Raw genomic sequence first — 20,283 nt, forward strand, 5'->3', positions numbered from 1 at the left:
ATCGCGCCGCCTATCGTGGCTTTGGGGATGAAGGTGACTTCTTCGCCCGCCGCTCGATCGAGGGGCTCGTGGTGTTGGTGCCTGGATTGACACCGACCGCGTCAAAGGCCTCGTTGAAGATGCAGAGCACGTTGTCCCCCTTGCGCAATCGGAACTCTTTTGCGGTGGCATGAACGACCACGAGCTCGCCGCGAACGTCCTTGGGTACCAAACTTTCAGAACCGTCCGAGTTGATCAGGTAGATCGCCGGAATTTCGCGGTTGCCCGCAAAACGGAATGTGGTCTCTTTGCCATCGTCGAATACGGCTTCCGGCTCGAGATCGATCGAGCCCTGCGCCGAAAACCGCCAGTTGCGCGCCCCATAGGCGTGATGCAGGTCGAAAGTTTGCTCGATCAGGGCGCCTTCGCGCTCGGCGCCGCGGGCTGCGGCGTCGATGCGCCGGCGTTCGATATCGTCCCCGGGATAGGCGAAGCGAACCACGAAGTAGCTGTCAGCCAGCGTCGTCTCGGCGATCGACAACTCGAACTGATACGAGCGCTTGCGCCCATCGGGGCGGGTGGTCACGACCTGCAGATTGGTCGGCGAATGCCTTTCCCGCGGTTTAAGGAACAGGATCGAACCCGCGGGGGCAACTTCCCATGCGACCGCGTCGCCGATCGCGACATGCGCCACCTCCTCATCATCCGCGAATACGACCTGGGTCGAGGCCCGAATCACGCCGTTTAGGCGAACCACGTTGGCCGGGTCGTAGTTTACCGTGCGCACCCGTGCATCGCGTTGCCCCGGAGACGGCTGCTGCAGGGCTTCAACGCGACCGGTAATGCCGAGTGCCAATATCAGCAAAAGAGCAAGACGTTTCATGGCACGACCTCCGGATCGGCGCGATATTCCGAAACCAGAAAGCCGAGCGGGTTGACGAGGCGATCGGCGGATGACATCGGCGCGTTGGCATAAGAAAACGTCAGGGTCGAGACCCAATGGGTCACGCGAGTTTCCTCACCTTTGCGGCTCTCTTTCATGAAACGAACAGACGCCACGTTGTCGGCCAGCAGCGAAATCGCCTTGATGCGCACCGTGGCGATGCCGAAACGGCCTTGCACGACCTGCGGGCTTTCGGGATTGGAGCCGCGATACCAGGCCGCGAAACGGGCCTGTTCGCCCTGCCCCGACAGTAGCGATATGGTGCGAAAGTTGGTTTCGGCCTCTGGGTAGCTATAGCCCTCTCGCGCCCGAACATAACGCCCGAGGAAATACTTGGTGACGGCCTCGTCGTATCGAGACGATGTGGAATTGAGCGCGGAGACCGTCTCGACGATGCCGGTGGCATTATCGACCCGGATGACGAACGGCTCCACGGTTTTCAGCGGTGCAAGCGCTGCGACCGCGCCGACAGAGGCGACCGCCAGCGCACAAGCACCCGCTGCGATCACCCAGGCTACTCGCCGCGAGCGATGGGCGGACAACAACAGATCCTGCTCCCATCGCCGTGCATTCTCGAAATAGGTTTTCAGATCATCCTGACGAACCATCTCATGTCTCCTTGCCGCAGGGGCGATAAGAAGCGCTGGCGTCGGCAAAGCGGCTTGGCGCGAAACTCATGACGGCTGAAGTCGAAGGCGGACTAGAGCTGGCATCGCCTTTGCGCATGATCGGTGCGGATGGCGGGATAGGCGGCTCAGGCGTGGCCAAAGGCGTGCCGGTTTCCCAGTCCCACAACGAACGATTGAGCGGCCGCCGGGCCAGACCGTCACATGAGGGTGGTGCCTTGGACCAGATCGCGCAGCCTCCAAGCTGCATCCCGATCACACACACAATTGAGAGTCGGTACCACATTCTTCTTATGCCCCTGATTTCCCTGGTCGGATGCCGGCGATGTCGTTTGGTCGTCTAGGCGGCCGGTGCCCCCTGCGATCGAGTGCGCCGCATGCTGCCGCCCTGACGGCTGGCCCGCATGGCCGCGAGACCGCGACTGGCCGCCCCGCGCGCGCCGGCATAGGCGCCGCCGGCTGCGGCCGTGGTATTGGCGATTAGCGGGCTCGTCACCAGCCGGCTTGCGAGTGACGCGCCACCCCCGGCGAGACCGCCAGCGATGACCGGCAGCTGCAGCGCGATGTAACCGGAGAGACCGAGCACCGCACTGATAGCGACCGCAGCCACCACCATCTCGCCGGCTGTTCCGGCGTTTGCCGCAAACCTGTCGATGAAGCCGCTGACGGTGGTTAACATCAGCCCGACGAGGGCGACCACCAGCACCAATAGGATCACGAAGTTCGCGACCTGTCGGAGCCAGGCCTCTGTAAACGGGCGGGTCGCCTCAAATAGTCCCAGCGCAATGAATACCGGGCCGAGCGCGATCACGACCCCGAGACCCACTTTGGCGTAGAGCAGAATGGCGAATTGCAGGAACGAACCGACGGCCACAAAGACCAGGAGAATGGCAGCAATCAGTGCGGGTGCGATGTTGGTCAGGCCGGCCTGGTCGTAGATCTTGTTAGCAACGTCAATCCCTTTGGACAGAAGCTGATCGAACGGAGCGCCGGAACTGGTATTCAGTCCAGACCCCGCCAAAGCATTGCCGATCTCCTTCGGCAAAGAGTCGAAGAACAATCCCGTTACGTACTGTTGGAACGTGCTCGAGTTCGTCGCTAACAGCACCACAACCACGATCCGCATTGCGCGCCAGGCAAACTCCATGATTGGCTCAGAAATCGCGCCCCGCATCACCGCGAAACCGTAAAGGATGACGTAGAGCATCACGGCGGCGCGCAGCGGACCATCGATGTAGGAAGCGAGATTCGATACCGAGGTCGACACGAATGCCGTGATCGGTTGCTCGAACTCTTTCAAGAAGCTGTCGAAGACGTTAACGGCCATCGCGGCGATCCTTATTTCAGGGCGTCTTTCATTTCTTGGACGGTGACCTTGTTGCGGGCTTCATTGGCGTTGACGCAATTTGGCGTCTTTGCGAGTTCTCCCGGGTTGTCGCGGCACGCCTTGAGAGCCACCGCAAGCTCGTCGCGATGTTCGAAAAACCAACCGACTGTTTTCGGTGGATGACTGGTGTCGGCCTCGTTGCAGCCCGTGAGGCTGATTGTCGCGGCGAGCAACAGTAGAATAAAAGTCGTCTTTCTCATTGTAGGGCTGCCTTGATCTCATCGACCAGTTGTCGCTGTTTCTCCCGCTCCCGCTGTCCATCCATGTCCACGCGAGCCTGCTGGATCATCGCCAGACCCTGCATCCGCAGCACGTCATTCTGCAGGAGCGCCTGTTCGGCCTGCAGTCGCGCCGACAGATCCAAGATCTCCTTGACGTCGGTCGCCGAGCTGATGCGAGTTCTCAGTTCTTCGAGTGCATCGATACGCTGCGAAGCGGTGTCGTAGACTGCCTGGCCCATGGAGTGCTTGGCGCCGGTCTGCCGGGCAATCCGGTCGAGCTCGCTCTGGTAATATGAATTGCCGCTGTTGCCCGCATATGCGCGGTTTTGCGAGAGATACTGATTGATTGAGTTTGCGAAGTTGCCGCTGCCCTGCCCCGCCACCAGCTTTTCGATATCGGAAAACTGTTGCGGCAGAACTTTACGAAACTGCGGTGTGTTCAATAGTGCGCCAATGTCGTTGGTATTGGTCAGCTTGTTGAAGCTGTCATAGAGCTGCTTGGCCTGGTTCAACTGATCCTGCGCCACCTTGAGCTGCGATGTCAGCGTATCGACTTGCTTCTTCAGTTCCGTCAGTTGCTCAAATTGCCGCGCAAAGACGTTAGGATCGAACACAATCTCAGCTCCTGCAGGTGATGCCATCAGGAGACTCACGACTGACACGGACGCGAACATCACCGACATGCGCTGATGCATCATCGAACTTTCCCCCGCTCTGCGTGAAATACCGGCAGCCATTGGGCCGGATCGTCGCCGACCTCCTGCCGAATGCGATCGAGCAGTTCGACTGTTTCCGTCCGTCCCGACAACACGGCGAGCGCGTCGTCGAATCCGCCGAGATCCAGTTCCGCCACCACCGAGTTGTGACCCTGTTTGACGAGGAAGCGGCGGCTTTCGGGCGCGAGTTCTTCCCTGATCAGGCGGAACTCGGTGTCCGTGAGGTGGAAGCCGTCGACATAGTCGGATCGCGTTCCCCGCGCATTCGGCAGGAAAATCTGGGTAGGGCATTGTTCGACAATGGTGTGTGCGATTGGGGAGGCCAGCGCATCCCGGGGGGATTGGGTACCGAACACCATGACACCGTTCTGTTTCCGGATGGTTTTGAGCTTGTTGTTGGCGAGATCTCGAAACGCCTCGTCTCCCAGCGCCTTCCAGAATTCGTCGATGTCGATGATCAAGCGCCGGCCGTCGATCAGACGTTCGACCCTGTGGAACAAGTACATCATCAGCGGTGTCCGGACGGTCGGGTGATCGAGCAGATCGGTCATGTCGAAGCCGATGGAACGGGCGTCGAGGCCGATGGCGTCCTGGTCGCCATCGAGCACCCAGCCGTAGGGAGCGCCGCGGCACCATCGCTCGAGCCGGGCACCAATCCCCTCGCGATCCTGTTGACCGAGAAAGGCGCGCAATGCGCCGAACGAACGCTCCTCCTGCCGGAGCTGGTTAAGCGCGCGCAACCCGGAATCGATCCGCTCCTCCTCGGCGACGGTCAGCGGGCGGTTGTCGGGTGTGACCAGCTTTCGGACCAGTTCGCCCAGAAAGGAGAGGTTCGCCGGAGTAAGCTCCAGCGCCTTGAGCGGCGCACAGCCGGTTGGGACGCCGTTGCGGAGCGTCAGATAAGTGCCGCCGGCAGCACGGATGAAAATCTCGGCGCCGCGGTCTTTGTCGAAGAACACATAAGTTGCGCCGAGCCGCTCGGCCTGCGACAGCAGGAAATTCTGAACAACGGTTTTACCTGATCCCGACGGGCCGCAGATGAAGGTATTGCCGAGGTCGCCGTGATGAAATGAAAAGTAGAACGGCGAACCGGAAGCGGTCTTGAGCATCGCAACCGCCGGTCCCCAATGATTGCCGTCTGGCTTTCCGACGGGATAGGTGTGGAACGGGGAGAATGCTGCGAAATTGCGGGAGCTGATCGCGCCGGCGCGGGCCCGGTATTTGAATAGTCCAGGAAGCTGCGCCCAATAGGCTGCCTCAAGCCCAAGATCTTCGCGCGCGACCACGGCGCCCGCGTCCGCCAGCGCGCGACGCGCCACGCTCATGTGCCCCTGCAACTGCGAAGCCGTATCAGCTGACAGGAGCAGCGAGAGGTGATGATCACCGAGGGCAAATCGATTGGATTCGAGATCGTCAAGCGCGTCCGAGAGTTCGTCGATCTGCGAGGCCGCAGGATCCTGAGCCGAGACGAGCTGGTTCTGCTTGCGCGTCAGAACCGTCTTGGCGTCGGCCTTCGACAGAAAGGCAAAAGATTGTGTAAGGATGAGTTCAAAGGGAGCTGAGAGTAGTGCGTTCAGCAGACCCGGCCGGGTGGACGCCGGATATTCCTTGATCCCGAACATGCCCGCGAAGCGTGATCCGCCAGCGCTGCGTATTTCGAGGGCTTCTCGGCCGAAGATGATGCGATTCGAGTAGAGCGCCGGCCCGATCGGTCCTTGCGGCAATGGCATTGGCATCCACTCGCCGGAGGTGACGGCGTGGAGCAGTTCCATTGGTTCTGAAAACACGATGCCGTCGCGATCGACCAAGCCGACGACACGAGCATCGTAACGCTCGAGTGCCGCTACCACGTCGCGCTTGGCATCGTCGAGCCGTTTCAAGGCTTCGCTGTCAACCTCGACGGAACGCCGGCTGGCACGACCGAGCCGCTTGAAGAACGCTGCCGCCGCGTCCGTCGTCGCGCGGCCGGGATGCCATACCAGCGTGAGGTAGAGGTCGTTGCGAAACAGCGCTTCGCTCCGAAGCCGCTCGCGATATTGCGCATCCAGCGCGGCCGAAAATGTCGAGCTGAAGGTGCCGCTCGGGTAATCCGATGTCTGGCGACGAACCAGATAAGACCATAGCGCCAGCCGGTCGTCGGCGATATTGCGTAGCGTGAGGTTGAGTTTGGCATGAAGATCATTCAGATCGACCGCCTCAGCCGTCTCAAATGAGATGCCGTCGATCCGGATCACCGTGATCAAGGCGCGGGTCGAGAGGCTAATCACTGTATCGGTCACGTGCCGGGCGAACGGCAAATAGATATCGGACTCGATCTCGCGAGCTTTCGCCGCTGCGTTACGCATAACCAAAATCCCTCGCTCGATAACGCCGAACCAGCTTCAGCGGCGTGCAGGACGATCCGCCCCAGAACAGGGCGTTGCGCGTGCGGCCCCGGGTCTCGATCCAGGCGAGCAAAATCCGGAACATGTTGGGATCGTGCCGGCAGATAATCCGACAGAGGCCGTGGATCGGAAGCGCGACCAGGCCGTACAAAATGCTCCCGGCCACCAGGAACAGGATGCAGGAGAACATCACGTTCAGCGCCATCGCCTCCATCGTGACGCCGGCGATCATGGCCGGACGCGTGCAGGCGAGGAATAAAGTGTCCTCGGTGAGACGCATGGGCTCAGTCATGGGTGACCACCATCTTCATCGACCCCCGGTCAAGGTCGAGACTACCTCGGAGGCGCCGAACGTAATGGCGACGCCAAGCACGACGTAGGCGGCCTTGCGCAGATCGAGATAACCAAACATCCAGGCGATGCCGACGATGATGACCGCCAGTGTCGCCAGCAGCCGCGCGACGTTGCCGGTCAACATGGTAACGATGTTCTGCAGCACGCCTTCGATATTCGCGGTCTGCGCCAGCGCCGGTTCGGCCAGTCCGATGCTGACAACGAGACCGATGCAAAGAAGTGCGGCGGATTTCTTGAGACGAGAGGGCATGTGAAGAGTTCCTAGGAGTGTTGCGGCCGGACCAGGCCGGCTCGAACGTGTGGTTGGAGATTGAGCAAACGAGTCACCGCCCATACACAAAGGCTGACATGCCGAGACCTGCGCGATAGACGTCCCAGCTTGGGCGCTCCCTGGCGAGATCGGTACTGGAGGATAAGTTCGCAGCGGGTTCGTCGGCAGGAGGTTGCGAGGGCGCGCGTGACCCTACCTGGGGCATGGTGGGCTTGTCCTTCATCGCAAAGCTCTTGATAGCGTCGAATGCCGCTTTGTGAGAACCGCCTCTGTCCTCAATCGCCGTTTGAAATCGGACCTGAAACAATCGGCCGAGGCCTGCCACATGTTGGCAAGCGTCGAACGTCGTGGCTATCGTGAGACCTGCCAGCTTCATCTCTTCGCGATCGAGTTGACCAAGGCCAATTCGAACGGGCTTGCCCGTCGCCGCCGCTTCCGTCGCAAGCTGGATCGCCTCATTTCGGTCGGTCGCCTGAAGGCGGATCGGCTTGCGCTCGCCGAGGGTGATCAGGAAGGGCTCGAACGAACTCGCTTGTTGTACGATCGCGGTCAAAGGCGCGGCCATGGCAGGCGATGCACATCGTTCAACAAGGGTAGCGAATGCGGCGGGATCCACTTCAGCCTCCGATCAGGAATAAAATCGACGCTTGCGCTTAGGCAGCGAAAGCGAAAGACGCCGGAGTTTCGATGACTGGTTTGGAAATATTGCCTGCCGTCCGGATTGCTGCGAGAGCATCATCGGTTACCGGCAACAGACCGGCGACGGCTTTGGTGGCTCCGATCTGACGAGGTTCACCAAGGCGATCGAGGCGCCACCCGGCCCGGCGCAGGATTCGCTCCATTCGCAGATCAGTGACGGTCGCGATCGCCTGAAGGTCGTTTTGCTGACCCCATTCAATCATCGCCGCAAACAGCAGGAACGTTGCTTCCCTCAAGCCATTCTCGGCCGTGGCCGCCACATTCTGTGTATCGACGCAGAAACGTGAGCTTTCCCAAATTCTGGGGTTTGTTGGCGCAGCCCGGCCGTCCAGCAAGACCGGAAACGTATCCGCCAGCATATTGCGCCCGGTGGTCGGCAGCAGGCGGACACAACCGACAACGTCCCGCCTATCAATACCCAACAGATAGGTCGGCGACAGCACGTCGTATTGATCGACCTCAAGTCCATCCGACACCGAAACTTCCCATTCCAACCGGTCTTGAAAGACGCGCCGTCGCAGACCGTGCATCCCGAGCGCCAGTGCGGAATTCCTCAAAAGCGCAGGACGCGTGAGTGCGATGACATTCATTCTTGATCTCCAGCTGCGAATCACAGGTTCGAGATCCACGAAATCAGGAGCGGTCACCGCTTGAAGCTGTCAGTTTCGACAGGGGTGTGGGGAACACCGGCCTGCCCCAAAGCCGCCGTAAGGTCGCCGTAGACGGCGCACACGCAGGGCGCGAGTTTCGACGTAGTCGCGTCCTGTCGCGTTAGAATAGATATAAACTTGATTGAGAGGCGCCATGAAAGATGTCCAAAGGGCCTGCCATGAATTTGTCGATTGTCTTCACACTGCGCGCACCGAAGATGATTTCCGTCGCGTGGCGGAGCGGACCGCGCATGCATTGGGATTCCGGTGGTTTGCTTATTTCGGGCGCCATTCGGATGCCCGCAATCTGATCTCGTCCTATCCGAAGAGCTGGACCGATCACTACTTCGATGAACAATACGATGAGATCGATCCTGTTCTGCAGAAGCCCCTCACCCCATGCCGAGTGTTTCAATGGGACGGACGAGCTGCGCGATCTGCGAAATCCGCCCGAGAACGCCGTCTGTTTGACGATGCGCTCAGTTTCAAGATCAGGACAGGTTTGACGGTTCGGATTCCCGGCGGCAACGGACAATCCGCAGCGTTTACGCTGGCGGTAGATGACCGGAGCCTTGGACTCGACCGTTTTGTTGAGACCTCCCAGGATCTCCTGCAAATGATCGGCCTTACCTACCATGCGCATGTGAGCGCCAGGATGGGCCGAGCCTCGTTGACCGATCAGACGGGGACCGCGCTGACGCAGCGGGAACGGCAGTGCCTTGCATGGATATCTCAGGGTAAAACGATGCAAGACATTGCATCACTTCTCGACGTCACACCGCGGGGTGTGAAGTTCCATCTCGACAACGCGCGGCGAAATCTTGCCGCATTGTCCCTTCCCCACGCCGTTGCGCTTGCGATTCGTCAGGGGTTATTGCCGTAAGCGATGCGTAGGTCTGGGTCATTGGCCGATCTCCGGCGCCTGCATCGATTTTGCCCACAGGATGTGCCGCTCACAATTGTGCACATGCCCCCATTATCAGTGTTTGCGGGTTCGTCGAGAGAGCAATTGGGCGTCCCCCTCGGGGGCCGGGCCGGCGGCTGCGCTGAAGCCCCGCATGCGGGTCTTCCCCCTCGCGGGCGGCCATCCCTGACGCGAGCGGGTGCTTGACCCAATAGCCGCGAAGGCTGCCCTGATCTGGAAGGGTGCGAATCGATTGGTTTTACCTCCGTTGGCGCTACACTTCTCCACGGGAGGGCGATTCGTTGCCCGTCCCCTGCATGGTAGTAGGTCCTGCACTTCAACATTGGCTCGGCGGATGGACAAACGTGTCAGAAGCAGCATTCAAACTGAAACCGTTGGAAGCTCCACACTATCGCGAGCCACCGCACAACATCGAAGCTGAGCAAGCGCTGCTCGGCGCCATGCTGATCAACAACGACGCCTTTCATCGCGTTGCCGATTTCCTGAAGGCTAATCATTTCTTCGAGCCTCTGCACGGTGGCATCTTTGAGGTGATTAGCGAGCTGATCCGCTCAAACAAAATTGCCAATCCAATTACCCTTAAGACGTTCCTTCCAGCAGCGCTCGATATTGCCGGACTATCGGCTGCGCAGTATCTCGCCCGCCTGGCTGCGGAAGCGACGACCGTCATCAACGCCGCCGATTACGGCCGAACCGTCTACGACCTCGCGGTACGACGCGAGTTGATCAAGATCGCCGAGGACATGCTCAATGACGCCTTTGACGCGGCCGTCGATTGCGCTCCGCAAGATCAGATCCAGCATGCCGAACAGCTTCTATACGAAATCGCCGAAACGGGACGCTATGGCGGCGGCTTCGAGACGTTTGAGACCGCGCTGGACAACGCCATTGACAGGGCCGCGCAAGCTTACCAGTCCGATGGCAGGCTCTCGGGGCTTGCTACTGGCCTCAAGGATCTTGATGCCAAAATGGGCGGTCTTCAACCAACGGACCTCATCATCATCGCCGGCAGACCAGGCATGGGGAAGACGTCACTTGCCACGAATATAGCGTTCAACGTCGCAAGCGCCTACGACGCGACAGAACAGGTCGACGGCTCGCCACGGCCCGTCGCCGGGGGCATCGTCGCCTTCTTCTCACTGGAAATGTCGTCGGAACAGCTTGCCACGCGCGTGCTCTCCGAACAGGCGGAAGTCCCCTCCTCGAGCATCAGGCGTGGCGACATTGGCGAGACCGATTTCGGCAGACTCCTCGACTGCCGCCAGAAAATGCGACGGCTGCCCCTCTTCATCGACCAGACAGGCGCGCTCTCCATTGCCCAGGTCGCGGCCCGCGCGCGCCGTCTGAAACGACAGCGAGGCCTGCACCTCATTGTCGTCGATTATATTCAGCTCATGCAGGGCAGATCGCAGCGCGCGACGCAGAATCGCGTTCAGGAAATCACGGAGATCACGACGGGTCTGAAAGCGCTGGCCAAGGAACTCAACGTCCCGGTCGTTGCGCTGTCCCAGCTCTCGCGCGGGGTCGAAAACCGCGACGAAAAGCGCCCGCAACTCTCCGATCTGCGCGAGTCAGGCTCGATTGAACAAGACGCCGACGTCGTCTTGTTCGTCTATCGCGAAGAGTATTATCTCAAGAACAAAGAGCCGAAGCCCGGCACCGACGAGCATCTCACTTGGGAATCCGAGATGAGGGACGCGCGCGGCCAGGCGGAAGTCATCATCGCAAAGCAGCGGCACGGTCCGACAGGAACAGTGGCGATGACGTTTCAAGGGGAATTCACTCGCTTCTTCGACCTGGTCGAAGACAACCGCTTGCCGCGCCGATCGGATTAAGCCCCGACTCTGGTCGCTCCTTCCACACGTTGCTTGGTCGGTCACAAGCCATCGGGTCGAGCAATATCAAGTCAGCTCTACGGTCACCGCGCCGTCGGCGTACCGTCAACCTGATCTGAGCTAGTTCGCGCCCATCGTACCGCATTCTTCGCTTATTCAAGGAAGAAGGATCACATTGTTTCTCGGTTTCGATGTCGCCGGCATGGACTCACCGGCGGGAGATGTACAGTTCGGCACACCCACTTCCGGAGAAGGACCACCCCGCTCTCGAATGGGCTTTCCTTGGTTCAAGCGCGGCCTTCCACGATCAACCCGCAAGGGGTTCGCTACGCAAGCGTGCGACCTCTTCGGCTTCGCCTGCGAGGTGACCGCAGCCGCCCCCGAACACTTCGGCGCCTGTCGAGCGGGGATGGTCCCCGCCGCAAGACGGGAGCCTTTCAATGTCGCACAATCTCACGCTCGCTCAGCACCATGCATTCGACTTGGCCCGCACGCTGCTGGTGCCGGTCATCCTTTTCCAAGCTGAGAACGAATTCGGCGTCATGGTCTCCAGCGAATACGACGGCGAACAGGACGCCATCCTTCATGAATACGACCCGTGGACCCCGGCTCATTGAGCCGGGTGACCGGCTGCCGCTGGCGCCTTGCCGGCTGCAAGGGAGGCTTCGCCGCGCACCAGATGCGGCAATTGACCGTTGGTCAGCGCGCCCTTGCATTCGGCAGGCTTCGCGGCCGGTCAGGAACGTTCCGCAAGGCTAGGAGCAAGAAAGACCAACGCAAGAGAGGGCGGACTTGCCTGCGCGAGTCCGGTGAAGGAAGATGAACAAAAGAGAAATCGAAGGGTTGCGCGAAAAGGTCGGCTGCGCGGCCCTGCTCGAAAAAGAAGGCTGGAAAGTCGACATCAAGGAAAGCACCCGCCGCGCGATCAAATATCGACGCGACAGCAAGATCGTGATTGTCATCCATGACGGCCGCGGCTGGTTTGATCCGCTGTCGACCGCAAAAGGGGACGTGTTTTCGCTCGCCGAGCACCTCGGTGCCGCCGGCTTCACCGACGCGTGCGATCGTGTCGCTGATGTCGTCGGCTTCATCCCGAGCGCACCGGTCTGGCAACGTCCTGCCAAGCCGAAGGCGATTGGCTCGATCGCGGTCCGTTGGCGACATCGCTTTGTGCCTCGGCCCGGCTCCCCGACCTGGCGTTATCTGACCGACGAACGGCACATCCCCGATCGCATCATCGCCGGTATTGTTGCCCATGGCCGGCTTCGGGAGGGTCCGCATGGCAGCATGTGGGCGGCGCACACAGATTCCCGCGACACCGTCACCGGCTGGGAAGAGCGCGGCCCGAGCTGGCGCGGCTTTGCGACCGGCGGCGCCAAGGAGCTGTTTCGCCTCGGTGCTTCCGATTGCGCACGCGTCTGCGTGACCGAAGCGGCGGTCGACGCCATGAGCCTAGCTGCGCTCGAAAAACTGCGTGATGACACGCTCTACGTCAGCACGGGAGGCGGATGGGCTCCGGCGACGGAGGACGCAATCCGGGCCTTGGCTGGGCGCGCCAACGTGCTGCTGGTGGCCGCGACCGATAACAATCGGCAGGGCGAGGTGTATGCCGGGCGAATTCGGTCGATCGCGGAGGAAACCGGATCCCGTTTTGCACGATCCCGGCCGCGCGCCGACGATTGGAACGAAGACCTTTGCGCCGCGTGAGGCGGGCAACAGCGGGGGCGAAGGAGGACGCCAAGGGTAGGCATAGGTCCGTGCCGCATGCCCGCCCGGCGCGTCAAGGGAAGCTGCGCCCGCGTTCCGCGGCCCTTGACCCGCCGGACCGCAGATGCGGCCGCCCGAGGGTGTTTGCAACACCCAAAGGGAAGGGCCAACCATGCCTTCTTTCACGATTGAGACGACCTATCGCCTGCCGGTCTATCGCCAGCAGACCTACGAGGCCGCGACGATGGAAGAGGCTTGTCGCCTCGCTGTCGACGACGACGAATGGTCTGACGAAAAACGCGACTACGAGTCCGCCGGCGAGACCTATGTGACGGGCATCTGGTCTGGCGAGAATGCCGCCTACACCGGAGCCGCACAGCCGATTCCCGCTCACTATGTCGAGACGCCGCAGCGCATCGCGTTGCACCTTGAGGTGCTGCTCGGCCTCGTCAAGGTTCTCGCGAGCCAAAGCGACACCGAGCAACTCGACCGCGCCTTCCGGCTCGAGCGCGCGCAGCCGGCGATTGCCAAGGCGGAGGCAATACTCGCCGGCTCCCGCGACCCGGACTGACGAGGCTCATGCGCGCTCCGCCTGACGGCGCAGCGAGCGCGCTTGTCGTATCTGCAAACCCTGCCGAATCGCGCATGGCGATCTCCGTATCGGTCGCGGACGTGCTGGACGCGGCGGCTCTCCAGTCAACGGGCAAGCCGTTTCCCATCGCGACACGCGATCGGTGACCCTCGTTGAACCCGTCCTGCGAAGCGTCCACCGCAACGGAGATCGAAAGGCGCTGTCGATGTGCAGGGTTCTCAACAAGCATCACGCAGGCGTGCCCGCGGGCGCGGTCTATATCGGGCGCGGCAGCAAGTGGGGCAATCCGTTCCGGATCGGTCCCGACGGCGATCGCTCAGCAGTGATAGCAAAATACGAGCGCTGGCTTGCGGATCAGCATCAGCTCTTGCGCGCACTGGACGAGTTGCGGGGGCGCGATCTCGTCTGCTGGTGCGCGCCGCGACCGTGTCACGGCGATCTGCTGCTGCGGCTCGCCAATGCGACGCGCGATGAGCGGATCGCTTGGTGGCGGCGCGTCAAGGTGGCGGCGTGAGCGCACAACCACTGTCTTGTCCGGTCCCGCGCGTGAAGGAGGGAAGAGAGAATGGGAGAAAGGACAAAAAACCCCGCTGCCGCATGCCCGGCCGGCGCGTCAAGGGTGAAGCTTCGCCCGCGTTCCGCGGCCCTTGACCCGTCGGACCGGAGAGGCGGCCGCCCGAGAGGTGTGACGAAGGACTGAAGTGATGAGGGGATCAGGCGGATCGCCCGCGCTTCAGCCGCAACAGGCCAGGAGCCGCTCATGCACACCTCATCCGCAATCCGCAAGATTTTCGAAGGCGTCGCGTCGCGCCACGAGATGCACCACATGTTCAACCGTCATCGCGGCGCACCCGCCTTGGCCGACGGCGATGCGGGCGATCTGTTCGCCGGCGAGTGGTTCGAGATCGCCGAGTGCGACTACGAGTATATGCTCGACATCCTGCCGCCGCTGTTCATGCGCGGTGACATGTTCGCGCTCAGCGAATATATGACCGGCAGCGTCACCAGTGTCTTCTTCGCGCTCTCAATCGATGGCTGCACCCGGTGGTTTCACGGTTATTGCGACCTTTCCGATCGCGGCTCGCCCGATCGCATGAAGGCCGCGATCGTCGATCGCGAGACGCGGCCGGTGCGCGCCATGACCCGCGAAGAACGGCTTGAGCACATCTGGTCGTGCACGCATGACGATTATCGCGGCTATGCAGGCGAGCGCTGGCCTGCCGCTATGCGCGGCAAGCGAACCGTTCTGGTCTATGGCGGTGATCGAGGCACCGTCCTGAAACTGCTCGACGACCTCACGGACGACGAAGTATCCGCCAAGCTCCCCGTGCAGCTGCGTCATTTGCCACAGCCGGTCGCAGCGTGAGCGAGAGGGGGTCCGTCCATGGAAGCGACCTACTCCCGCCTCGGAGTTTACGTTCACGCCCCTTGGCGTGCCGTCGTGCGCGCTGCGCGATCGCGGATCGCAAAACAACACCGCCATGATCCGGCGCTGAAGCAGGCGCGCAAGCGCTTTTATTCCGAAATGCTGGCCTGCCAGGCCAGGCATAAGCATCTCGTCCGCACGTTCCGGCTCTGACGTCCGCTCAGAGCCGATCCTTCACCCCTCACCTTCACGCAATCGCGTCGCCTGCCGGGCCTGCTGCCGGCGGGACGTTCGCGTGCGCCCGTTCGACAGGAGCCTTTCATGGCGCAACACGATCCGTTTACGCTTGATCTCTTCGGCAACACGTCGCTCTCTTCGGGGCTCGACCTTGGCGTCACGGCCTTTCCATCCACCCTTGAAACGGACGGCGACGACGGTGATGCGCCGCACCCTCCGGCGGTCGCGCGTATAGAACCGTCCGCTGATCGACCCACCAGCCGAGCTAGGGGCGAGACGTTCTACCTCGCTGGAACGCGGGGCCTTGCCAGATCTTGGCGCGATCGGGCGCGCGACAATCTCTCCGCCATCCGCCTTGCGGCCGTGATCGAAGGCGATCAGCGTCCCGCCACCGCCGCCGAACAGGCGCAGCTCATTCGCTTCACCGGCTTCGGCGCATCCGAACTCGCCAATGGCGTTTTCAGGCGCCCGGGCGACGATGATTTCCGCCACGGTTGGGAGGAGATCGGCGCGGGGCTGGAATCGGCGGTCGGCGCGGGGGACTACGCCTCGCTCGCCCGCTGCACCCAGTACGCCCATTTCACGCCCGAATACATTGTGCGCGCGGTCTGGGCCGGCGTGACGCGGCTCGGCTTTCGTGGCGGACGTGTGCTCGAGCCTGGTATCGGCACGGGCCTGTTTTCGGCGCTGATGCCCGAGAAACTACGCGCGGCGTGCTATCTCACCGGCGTCGAGCTCGATCCGGTCACCGCGCGCATCGCAGCCTTGCTGCATCCTCGCGCCAACATCATCAACCAGGACTTCGCACGAACCGAACTCCCCCAGCACTTTGATCTCGCGATCGGCAATCCGCCGTTTTCCGATCGCACGGTGCGCAGCGACCGGGTGTTCCGGTCCCTCGGCCTTCGGCTGCACGATTATTTCATCGTCAAGGCGATCGACCGGCTGAAGCCCGGAGGTCTCGCCGCTTTCGTCACATCGCATGGCACGATGGACAAAGCGGACGCGTCCGCGCGCGAGCACATCGCCGGAACGGCCGATCTTGTCGGTGCCGTCCGGCTGCCCGAGGGCAGCTTCCGCGCCGACGCCGGCACCGACGTTGGCGTCGATATCCTCTTCTTCCGAAAGCGCCGCGATGGCGATGCTCCCGGCGCCGACGCCTGGCTCGATCACGCCGAAATCCATCCCGCAACGGAGCATGAGGGCGCTATCCGGGTGAACCGCCATTTCGCGGAACATCCGAATATGGTGCTCGGTGAGCATGCACTCGCGTCTGGCCCCTACGGTGAGACGTACACTTGCGTACCGCGCCCGACGGTCGTGCTCGAAGACGCGCTTACCGCCACCATCCTCCATCTTCCGGATGCCATCTACGACGGCGACCCGGAGACAACCGGCTTCGATGCTGACGAGACGCAGACGGTTGTCGCAACCGCCGCCGGCGTCAGCATCCGTGAAGGAAGTTATTTCGTCGGCAGGAACATGGCCTTGATGCAGATGGTCGACGGCACAACCGTCATCATTCCTGTGAAGAAGGGCAGGAATGCCGACGGCGTCTTCGCCAAGCACGCGCGGATCATTCGCAAGCTGATCCCGATCCGCGACGCCGTGCGCGAGATCTTGAAGTGCCAGGAGACCGACCATCCGTGGAAGCAGGCGCAGGTCCGGTTGCGCATCGCCTGGAGCTCTTTCGTCCGCGACTTCGGGCCGATCAACACCACGGTCGTATCGTCCCTGGAAGACGAGGAGACCGGTGAAGTGCGCGAGACGCACCGCCGGCCCAATCTGGCTCCGTTCGCGGATGACCCGGATTGCTGGCTCGTCGCTTCGATCGAAGACTATGACCTCGAGACGAACACGGCGAGACCCGGGCCGATCTTCACTGAGCGCGTGATTGCGCCGCCACCGGCGCCTGTCATCGCCTCTGCCGCCGACGCGCTCGCCGTCGTGCTGAACGAGCGGGGCACGGTCGATCCCGATCACATCGCGGAGCTTTTGCACCGCGGCGTCGACGACGTGATCGGTGAACTCGGCGACGCCATCTTCCGCGATCCCGCGACCGGCGCGTGGCACACCGCCGACGGCTATCTCTCCGGTGCGGTCCGCTCGAAGCTCGCCACAGCGGAAGCCGCCGCGGCCCTCGACCCGGCCTATGCGCGTAACGTCGAGGCGCTCGGGCGCGTCCAGCCGGCCGACCTTCGTCCATCCGACATCACGGCGCGGCTTGGTGCCCCCTGGATCCCGGCCGCCGACATCATCGCCTTCGTGAAGGAGACGATGGATGCCGACATCACCATCCACCACACGTCCGAGCTCGCCTGCTGGACCGTGAATGCGCGCCAGCTCGAATGGAGCGCCGCCGGCACCACCGACTGGGGCACCCATCGTCGCCACGCCGGACTTCTTCTGTCAGACGCGCTCAACTCGTCGATCCCGCAGATCTTCGACACGGTCAAGGACGGCGACAGCGAGCGGCGCGTGCTCAACACCGTCGAGACGGAGGCAGCGAAAGACAAACTCGCCAAGATCAAGTCGGCGTTTCAGTCATGGATCTGGTCCGATCCGGACCGAACCGATCGGTTGGCCCGGCTCTATAACGACACCTTCAACAACATCGTGCCCCGACATTTCAACGGGGATCATCTGCAGCTCCCGGGCGCCTCTGGCGCCTTTTCTCTATATGGGCACCAGAAGCGGGCGATCTGGCGGATCATCGCTTCGGGAAGCACCTATGTCGCCCACGCCGTCGGCGCCGGCAAGACGCTGTCCATCGCGGCTGCGGTCATGGAGCAGCGCCGCCTCGGCCTCGTCAACAAGGCGATGCTCGTCGTACCCGGCCACTGCCTGGCGCAGGCGGCGCGGGAATTTCTCGCCCTGTATCCGAACGCCCGCATCCTCGTGGCGGATGAAACCAATTTCGTGAAGGAGAAGCGCCATCGCTTCCTCAGCCGCGCCGCCACGGCGAGCTGGGACGCGATCGTCATCACCCACAGCGCCTTCAAGTTCATTCCCGTCCCGTCCGCCTTTGAGGCGCAGATGATCCAGGACGAGTTGGAGGCCTATGAAGAGCTCCTCGGCAAGGTCGACAGCCAGGACCGCCTGTCGCGCAAGCGCATCGAGCGGATGAAGGAGGGTCATCAGGAACGTCTCGAATCGCTGGCCTCGCGCAAGGACGATTTGTTGACGGTCGCCGAAATCGGAATCGACCAGATCATCGTCGATGAGGCGCAGGAGTTCAGAAAACTGTCCTTCGCCACCAATATGACCAGCTTGCGCGGCGTCGACCCGAACGGCTCGCAGCGCGCCTGGGACCTCTATGTGAAGTCCCGCTTCCTCGATGTGAAGAATCCAGGGCGGGCACTGGTCCTGGCCTCGGGCACCCCGATCACCAATACGCTTGGCGAAATGTTCACCGTGCAGCGGCTGATGGATCACGCCGCACTTGCGGAGCGCGGCCTGCACGAATTCGATGCCTGGGCCTCGACCTTCGGCGACACCTCGACCGAGCTTGAATTGCAGCCCTCCGGCAAATACCGCCCCGTCACGCGTTTCGCGCAGTTCGTCAACGTCCCCGAGCTGATCGCGATGTTCCGTTCCTTCGCGGATGTCGTGTTGCCCGACGATCTGAAGGACTACGTCAAAGTGCCCGCGATCGCCTGCGGCAAACGGCAGATTATCACGGCCGAGGCGACAGCCGCCTTCAAGGCCTATCAACGCCTGCTTGACGACCGCATCAAGGCCATCGAGGAGCGGGACCGCGCGCCGGAACCAGGCGACGATATCCTCCTGTCCGTCATCACCGACGGCCGCCACGCCGCGATCGACCTGCGCCTCGTCGTTACCGGACAGGTGAACGAAGCGGGCAACAAGCTCAACGCCCTCATCGCCAATGCTTTTCGCATCTGGCAAGAGACCAGCAATGTGACCTATCTGCGGAAGGACGGCAGGGCCTTCGACAAAACCGGCGCCGGCCAGCTCATTTTCTCTGATCTCGGCACCATCAGCGTCGAGGCCAGCCGCGGTTTTTCTGCGTACCGCTGGATTCGCGATGAACTCGTGCGTCTCGGCGTGCCGCCTTCCGAGATCGCCTACATGCAGGACCACAGGAAGTCCGAGGCCAAGCAGCGTCTCTTTAATGATTTCAATGCCGGCAAGGTCCGCATTCTTCTTGGATCGAGCGATACGATGGGCACCGGAGTTAACGTTCAACTTCGCCTCAAGGCGCTCCACCATCTCGACGTGCCGTGGCTCCCCTCGCAGATCGAGCAGCGCGAGGGCCGTATTGTGCGCCAGGGCAACCAGCATGACGAAGTCGAAATCTTCGCCTATGCCACGCTTGGCAGCCTCGATGCCACCATGTGGCAAAACAATGAGCGCAAAGCCCGTTTCATCGCCGCCGCGCTGTCAGGCGATACGAGCGTGCGGCGCCTCGCGGACCTGGGCGAAGGCCAGGCCAACCAGTTTGCCATGGCCAAGGCGATCGCGTCCGGCGATCCACGCCTCATGCAGAAGGCGGGACTTGAGGCCGAGATCGCCCGCCTCGAACGCCTGCACGCGGCGCATATCGACGATCAGCATGCGATCCGGCGGCAAATTCGCGACGCCGAGCGCGAGATCGAGATCTCGACGCGCCGCATCGGCGATATTGCTGAGGATATCACCCGTCTCGTTCCGACTGGTGGCGACGCCTTCACGATGGCCGTCAAAGGGACGCGCTTCGACGAGCGCAAGCTCGCTGGTCGCGCCTTGATGCAGGAGATCCTCACCCTCGTTCAGCTTCAACACGAAGACGGCGTGGTGATCGCCTCGATCGGCGGCTTCGACGTCACGTTCGAGGGCGAGCGTATCGGCCGAGATGGCTATCACTACGTGACCATGCTGCAGCGAACCGGCGCCCAGTTCGAGATCGAGCTCCCGATGACCGTGACGCCGCTCGGCGCAGTCGCTCGGCTCGAGCACCCGCTGACGAATTTCGGGGGTGAGCAGGAGAACCATCGTCGGCGTCTTGCCGAAGCCGAGCGGCGCCTTGCCTCCTATCGCGGCCGAGTCGGCGAAGCCTACGCCTTCGCCGCCGAGCTCAATCTCAAGCGCGCGCAGCTTGCGGATGTTGAGGCGGATCTCGCGGCCAGCAGCGATGAAGCGGCGCAGACGAAGGGAGGGGAAAACCGAAGAGCTGCGTGAGCAGGAAACCTGCTCGCAGAGCAGCCGGAGCGCCGCCGCTGGCGCTCAACCGACCGTCTCGCGATCCCGGCCGCGGCGCGCTCGCAAGGCGCTTCGCGCCCCGCTCGCGCCTGCCGGGCAGGGATGCTCGGCGGCAGTTGCGCCGCTCCGCCCGCCCTGCGGGCCGAAGGGATGTCTTCGAGAAGAAGACGAGAGGACCCCGAACGGGTG

Annotated in this window: 19 protein-coding genes; 9 read left to right on the plus strand and 10 right to left on the minus strand. The window is 62.2% G+C overall.

Going from position 1 to position 20,283, the window contains the following annotated elements:
• Window positions 1–10: 10 nt before the first annotated feature.
• From virB9 to M2427_RS30770, 10 genes are all read right to left on the minus strand, one after another.
• On the minus strand, window positions 11–862 hold the full coding sequence (virB9, locus tag M2427_RS30725) for a P-type conjugative transfer protein VirB9 (RefSeq protein ID WP_172240991.1): 852 nt from the start codon (window positions 860–862) through the stop codon (window positions 11–13).
• The gene (locus M2427_RS30730; protein ID WP_172240994.1) at window positions 859–1,530 is read right to left on the minus strand and encodes a virB8 family protein; all 672 of its coding nucleotides are present in this window, start codon (window positions 1,528–1,530) and stop codon (window positions 859–861) included. Before M2427_RS30730 ends, virB9 begins: the two co-directional genes overlap by 4 nt.
• A 358-nt stretch (window positions 1,531–1,888) precedes the next feature.
• The gene (locus tag M2427_RS30735) at window positions 1,889–2,875 is read right to left on the minus strand and encodes a type IV secretion system protein (RefSeq protein WP_021078666.1); all 987 of its coding nucleotides are present in this window, start codon (window positions 2,873–2,875) and stop codon (window positions 1,889–1,891) included.
• Between the two features lie 11 nt (window positions 2,876–2,886).
• Complete coding sequence (locus M2427_RS30740; protein ID WP_021078665.1) at window positions 2,887–3,135, minus strand: EexN family lipoprotein; 249 nt, start codon at window positions 3,133–3,135, stop codon at window positions 2,887–2,889.
• Window positions 3,132–3,854 (minus strand): P-type DNA transfer protein VirB5, encoded by a 723-nt coding sequence (gene virB5 / locus M2427_RS30745; RefSeq protein ID WP_021078664.1) that lies wholly within the window; start codon window positions 3,852–3,854, stop codon window positions 3,132–3,134. The genes M2427_RS30740 and virB5 overlap by 4 nt, the downstream gene beginning before the upstream one ends.
• Window positions 3,851–6,217, minus strand: a complete 2,367-nt coding sequence (locus M2427_RS30750) for a VirB4 family type IV secretion/conjugal transfer ATPase (protein WP_021078663.1) — start codon at window positions 6,215–6,217, stop codon at window positions 3,851–3,853. The genes virB5 and M2427_RS30750 overlap by 4 nt, the downstream gene beginning before the upstream one ends.
• Window positions 6,210–6,548, minus strand: a complete 339-nt coding sequence (locus tag M2427_RS30755; RefSeq protein WP_021078662.1) for a type IV secretion system protein VirB3 — start codon at window positions 6,546–6,548, stop codon at window positions 6,210–6,212. The genes M2427_RS30750 and M2427_RS30755 overlap by 8 nt, the downstream gene beginning before the upstream one ends.
• A gap of 15 nt (window positions 6,549–6,563) precedes the next feature.
• Window positions 6,564–6,860 carry a TrbC/VirB2 family protein gene (locus M2427_RS30760; protein ID WP_021078661.1) on the minus strand — a complete coding sequence of 99 codons (297 nt, stop codon included), beginning with the start codon at window positions 6,858–6,860 and terminating at the stop codon, window positions 6,564–6,566.
• Between the two features lie 73 nt (window positions 6,861–6,933).
• Window positions 6,934–7,497, minus strand: coding sequence for a type IV secretion protein (locus M2427_RS30765; RefSeq protein ID WP_035651158.1), 564 nt, complete (start codon window positions 7,495–7,497; stop codon window positions 6,934–6,936).
• Window positions 7,498–7,534: 37 nt separating this feature from the next.
• Window positions 7,535–8,170, minus strand: a complete 636-nt coding sequence (locus tag M2427_RS30770; RefSeq protein WP_280710576.1) for an acyl-homoserine-lactone synthase — start codon at window positions 8,168–8,170, stop codon at window positions 7,535–7,537.
• Between the two features lie 214 nt (window positions 8,171–8,384).
• On the opposite strand from M2427_RS30770, the gene M2427_RS30775 reads away from it, so the two are divergent.
• The 9 genes from M2427_RS30775 (at window position 8,385) to M2427_RS30815 (ending at window position 20,073) form a co-directional block, all read left to right on the plus strand.
• Complete coding sequence (locus tag M2427_RS30775) at window positions 8,385–9,113, plus strand: autoinducer binding domain-containing protein (protein WP_280710577.1); 729 nt, start codon at window positions 8,385–8,387, stop codon at window positions 9,111–9,113.
• 386 nt (window positions 9,114–9,499) lie between these two features.
• Window positions 9,500–10,990: a replicative DNA helicase gene (locus M2427_RS30780; protein WP_021078658.1), complete on the plus strand. Its 1,491-nt coding sequence runs from the start codon at window positions 9,500–9,502 to the stop codon at window positions 10,988–10,990.
• Between the two features lie 440 nt (window positions 10,991–11,430).
• Complete coding sequence (locus M2427_RS30785) at window positions 11,431–11,607, plus strand: hypothetical protein (RefSeq protein ID WP_021078657.1); 177 nt, start codon at window positions 11,431–11,433, stop codon at window positions 11,605–11,607.
• A 202-nt stretch (window positions 11,608–11,809) separates the two neighbouring features.
• Window positions 11,810–12,697, plus strand: a complete 888-nt coding sequence (locus tag M2427_RS30790) for a DUF3991 and toprim domain-containing protein (protein ID WP_021078656.1) — start codon at window positions 11,810–11,812, stop codon at window positions 12,695–12,697.
• Window positions 12,698–12,869: 172 nt separating this feature from the next.
• Window positions 12,870–13,268, plus strand: coding sequence for a hypothetical protein (locus M2427_RS30795; protein WP_021078655.1), 399 nt, complete (start codon window positions 12,870–12,872; stop codon window positions 13,266–13,268).
• Window positions 13,269–13,494: 226 nt separating this feature from the next.
• Window positions 13,495–13,803, plus strand: coding sequence for a DUF4326 domain-containing protein (locus M2427_RS30800; RefSeq protein ID WP_021078654.1), 309 nt, complete (start codon window positions 13,495–13,497; stop codon window positions 13,801–13,803).
• Between the two features lie 246 nt (window positions 13,804–14,049).
• Entirely contained in the window at window positions 14,050–14,655 is a 606-nt protein-coding gene (locus M2427_RS30805; protein WP_021078653.1) for a DUF1419 domain-containing protein, read from the plus strand.
• Window positions 14,656–14,673: 18 nt separating this feature from the next.
• Window positions 14,674–14,868, plus strand: a complete 195-nt coding sequence (locus tag M2427_RS30810; RefSeq protein WP_021078652.1) for a hypothetical protein — start codon at window positions 14,674–14,676, stop codon at window positions 14,866–14,868.
• Between the two features lie 108 nt (window positions 14,869–14,976).
• Window positions 14,977–20,073 carry a helicase-related protein gene (locus M2427_RS30815; RefSeq protein WP_280710578.1) on the plus strand — a complete coding sequence of 1,699 codons (5,097 nt, stop codon included), beginning with the start codon at window positions 14,977–14,979 and terminating at the stop codon, window positions 20,071–20,073.
• Window positions 20,074–20,283: the final 210 nt, after the last annotated feature.

Source organism: Bradyrhizobium sp. BR13661 (assembly GCF_029892425.1).
GTDB lineage: Bacteria > Pseudomonadota > Alphaproteobacteria > Rhizobiales > Xanthobacteraceae > Bradyrhizobium.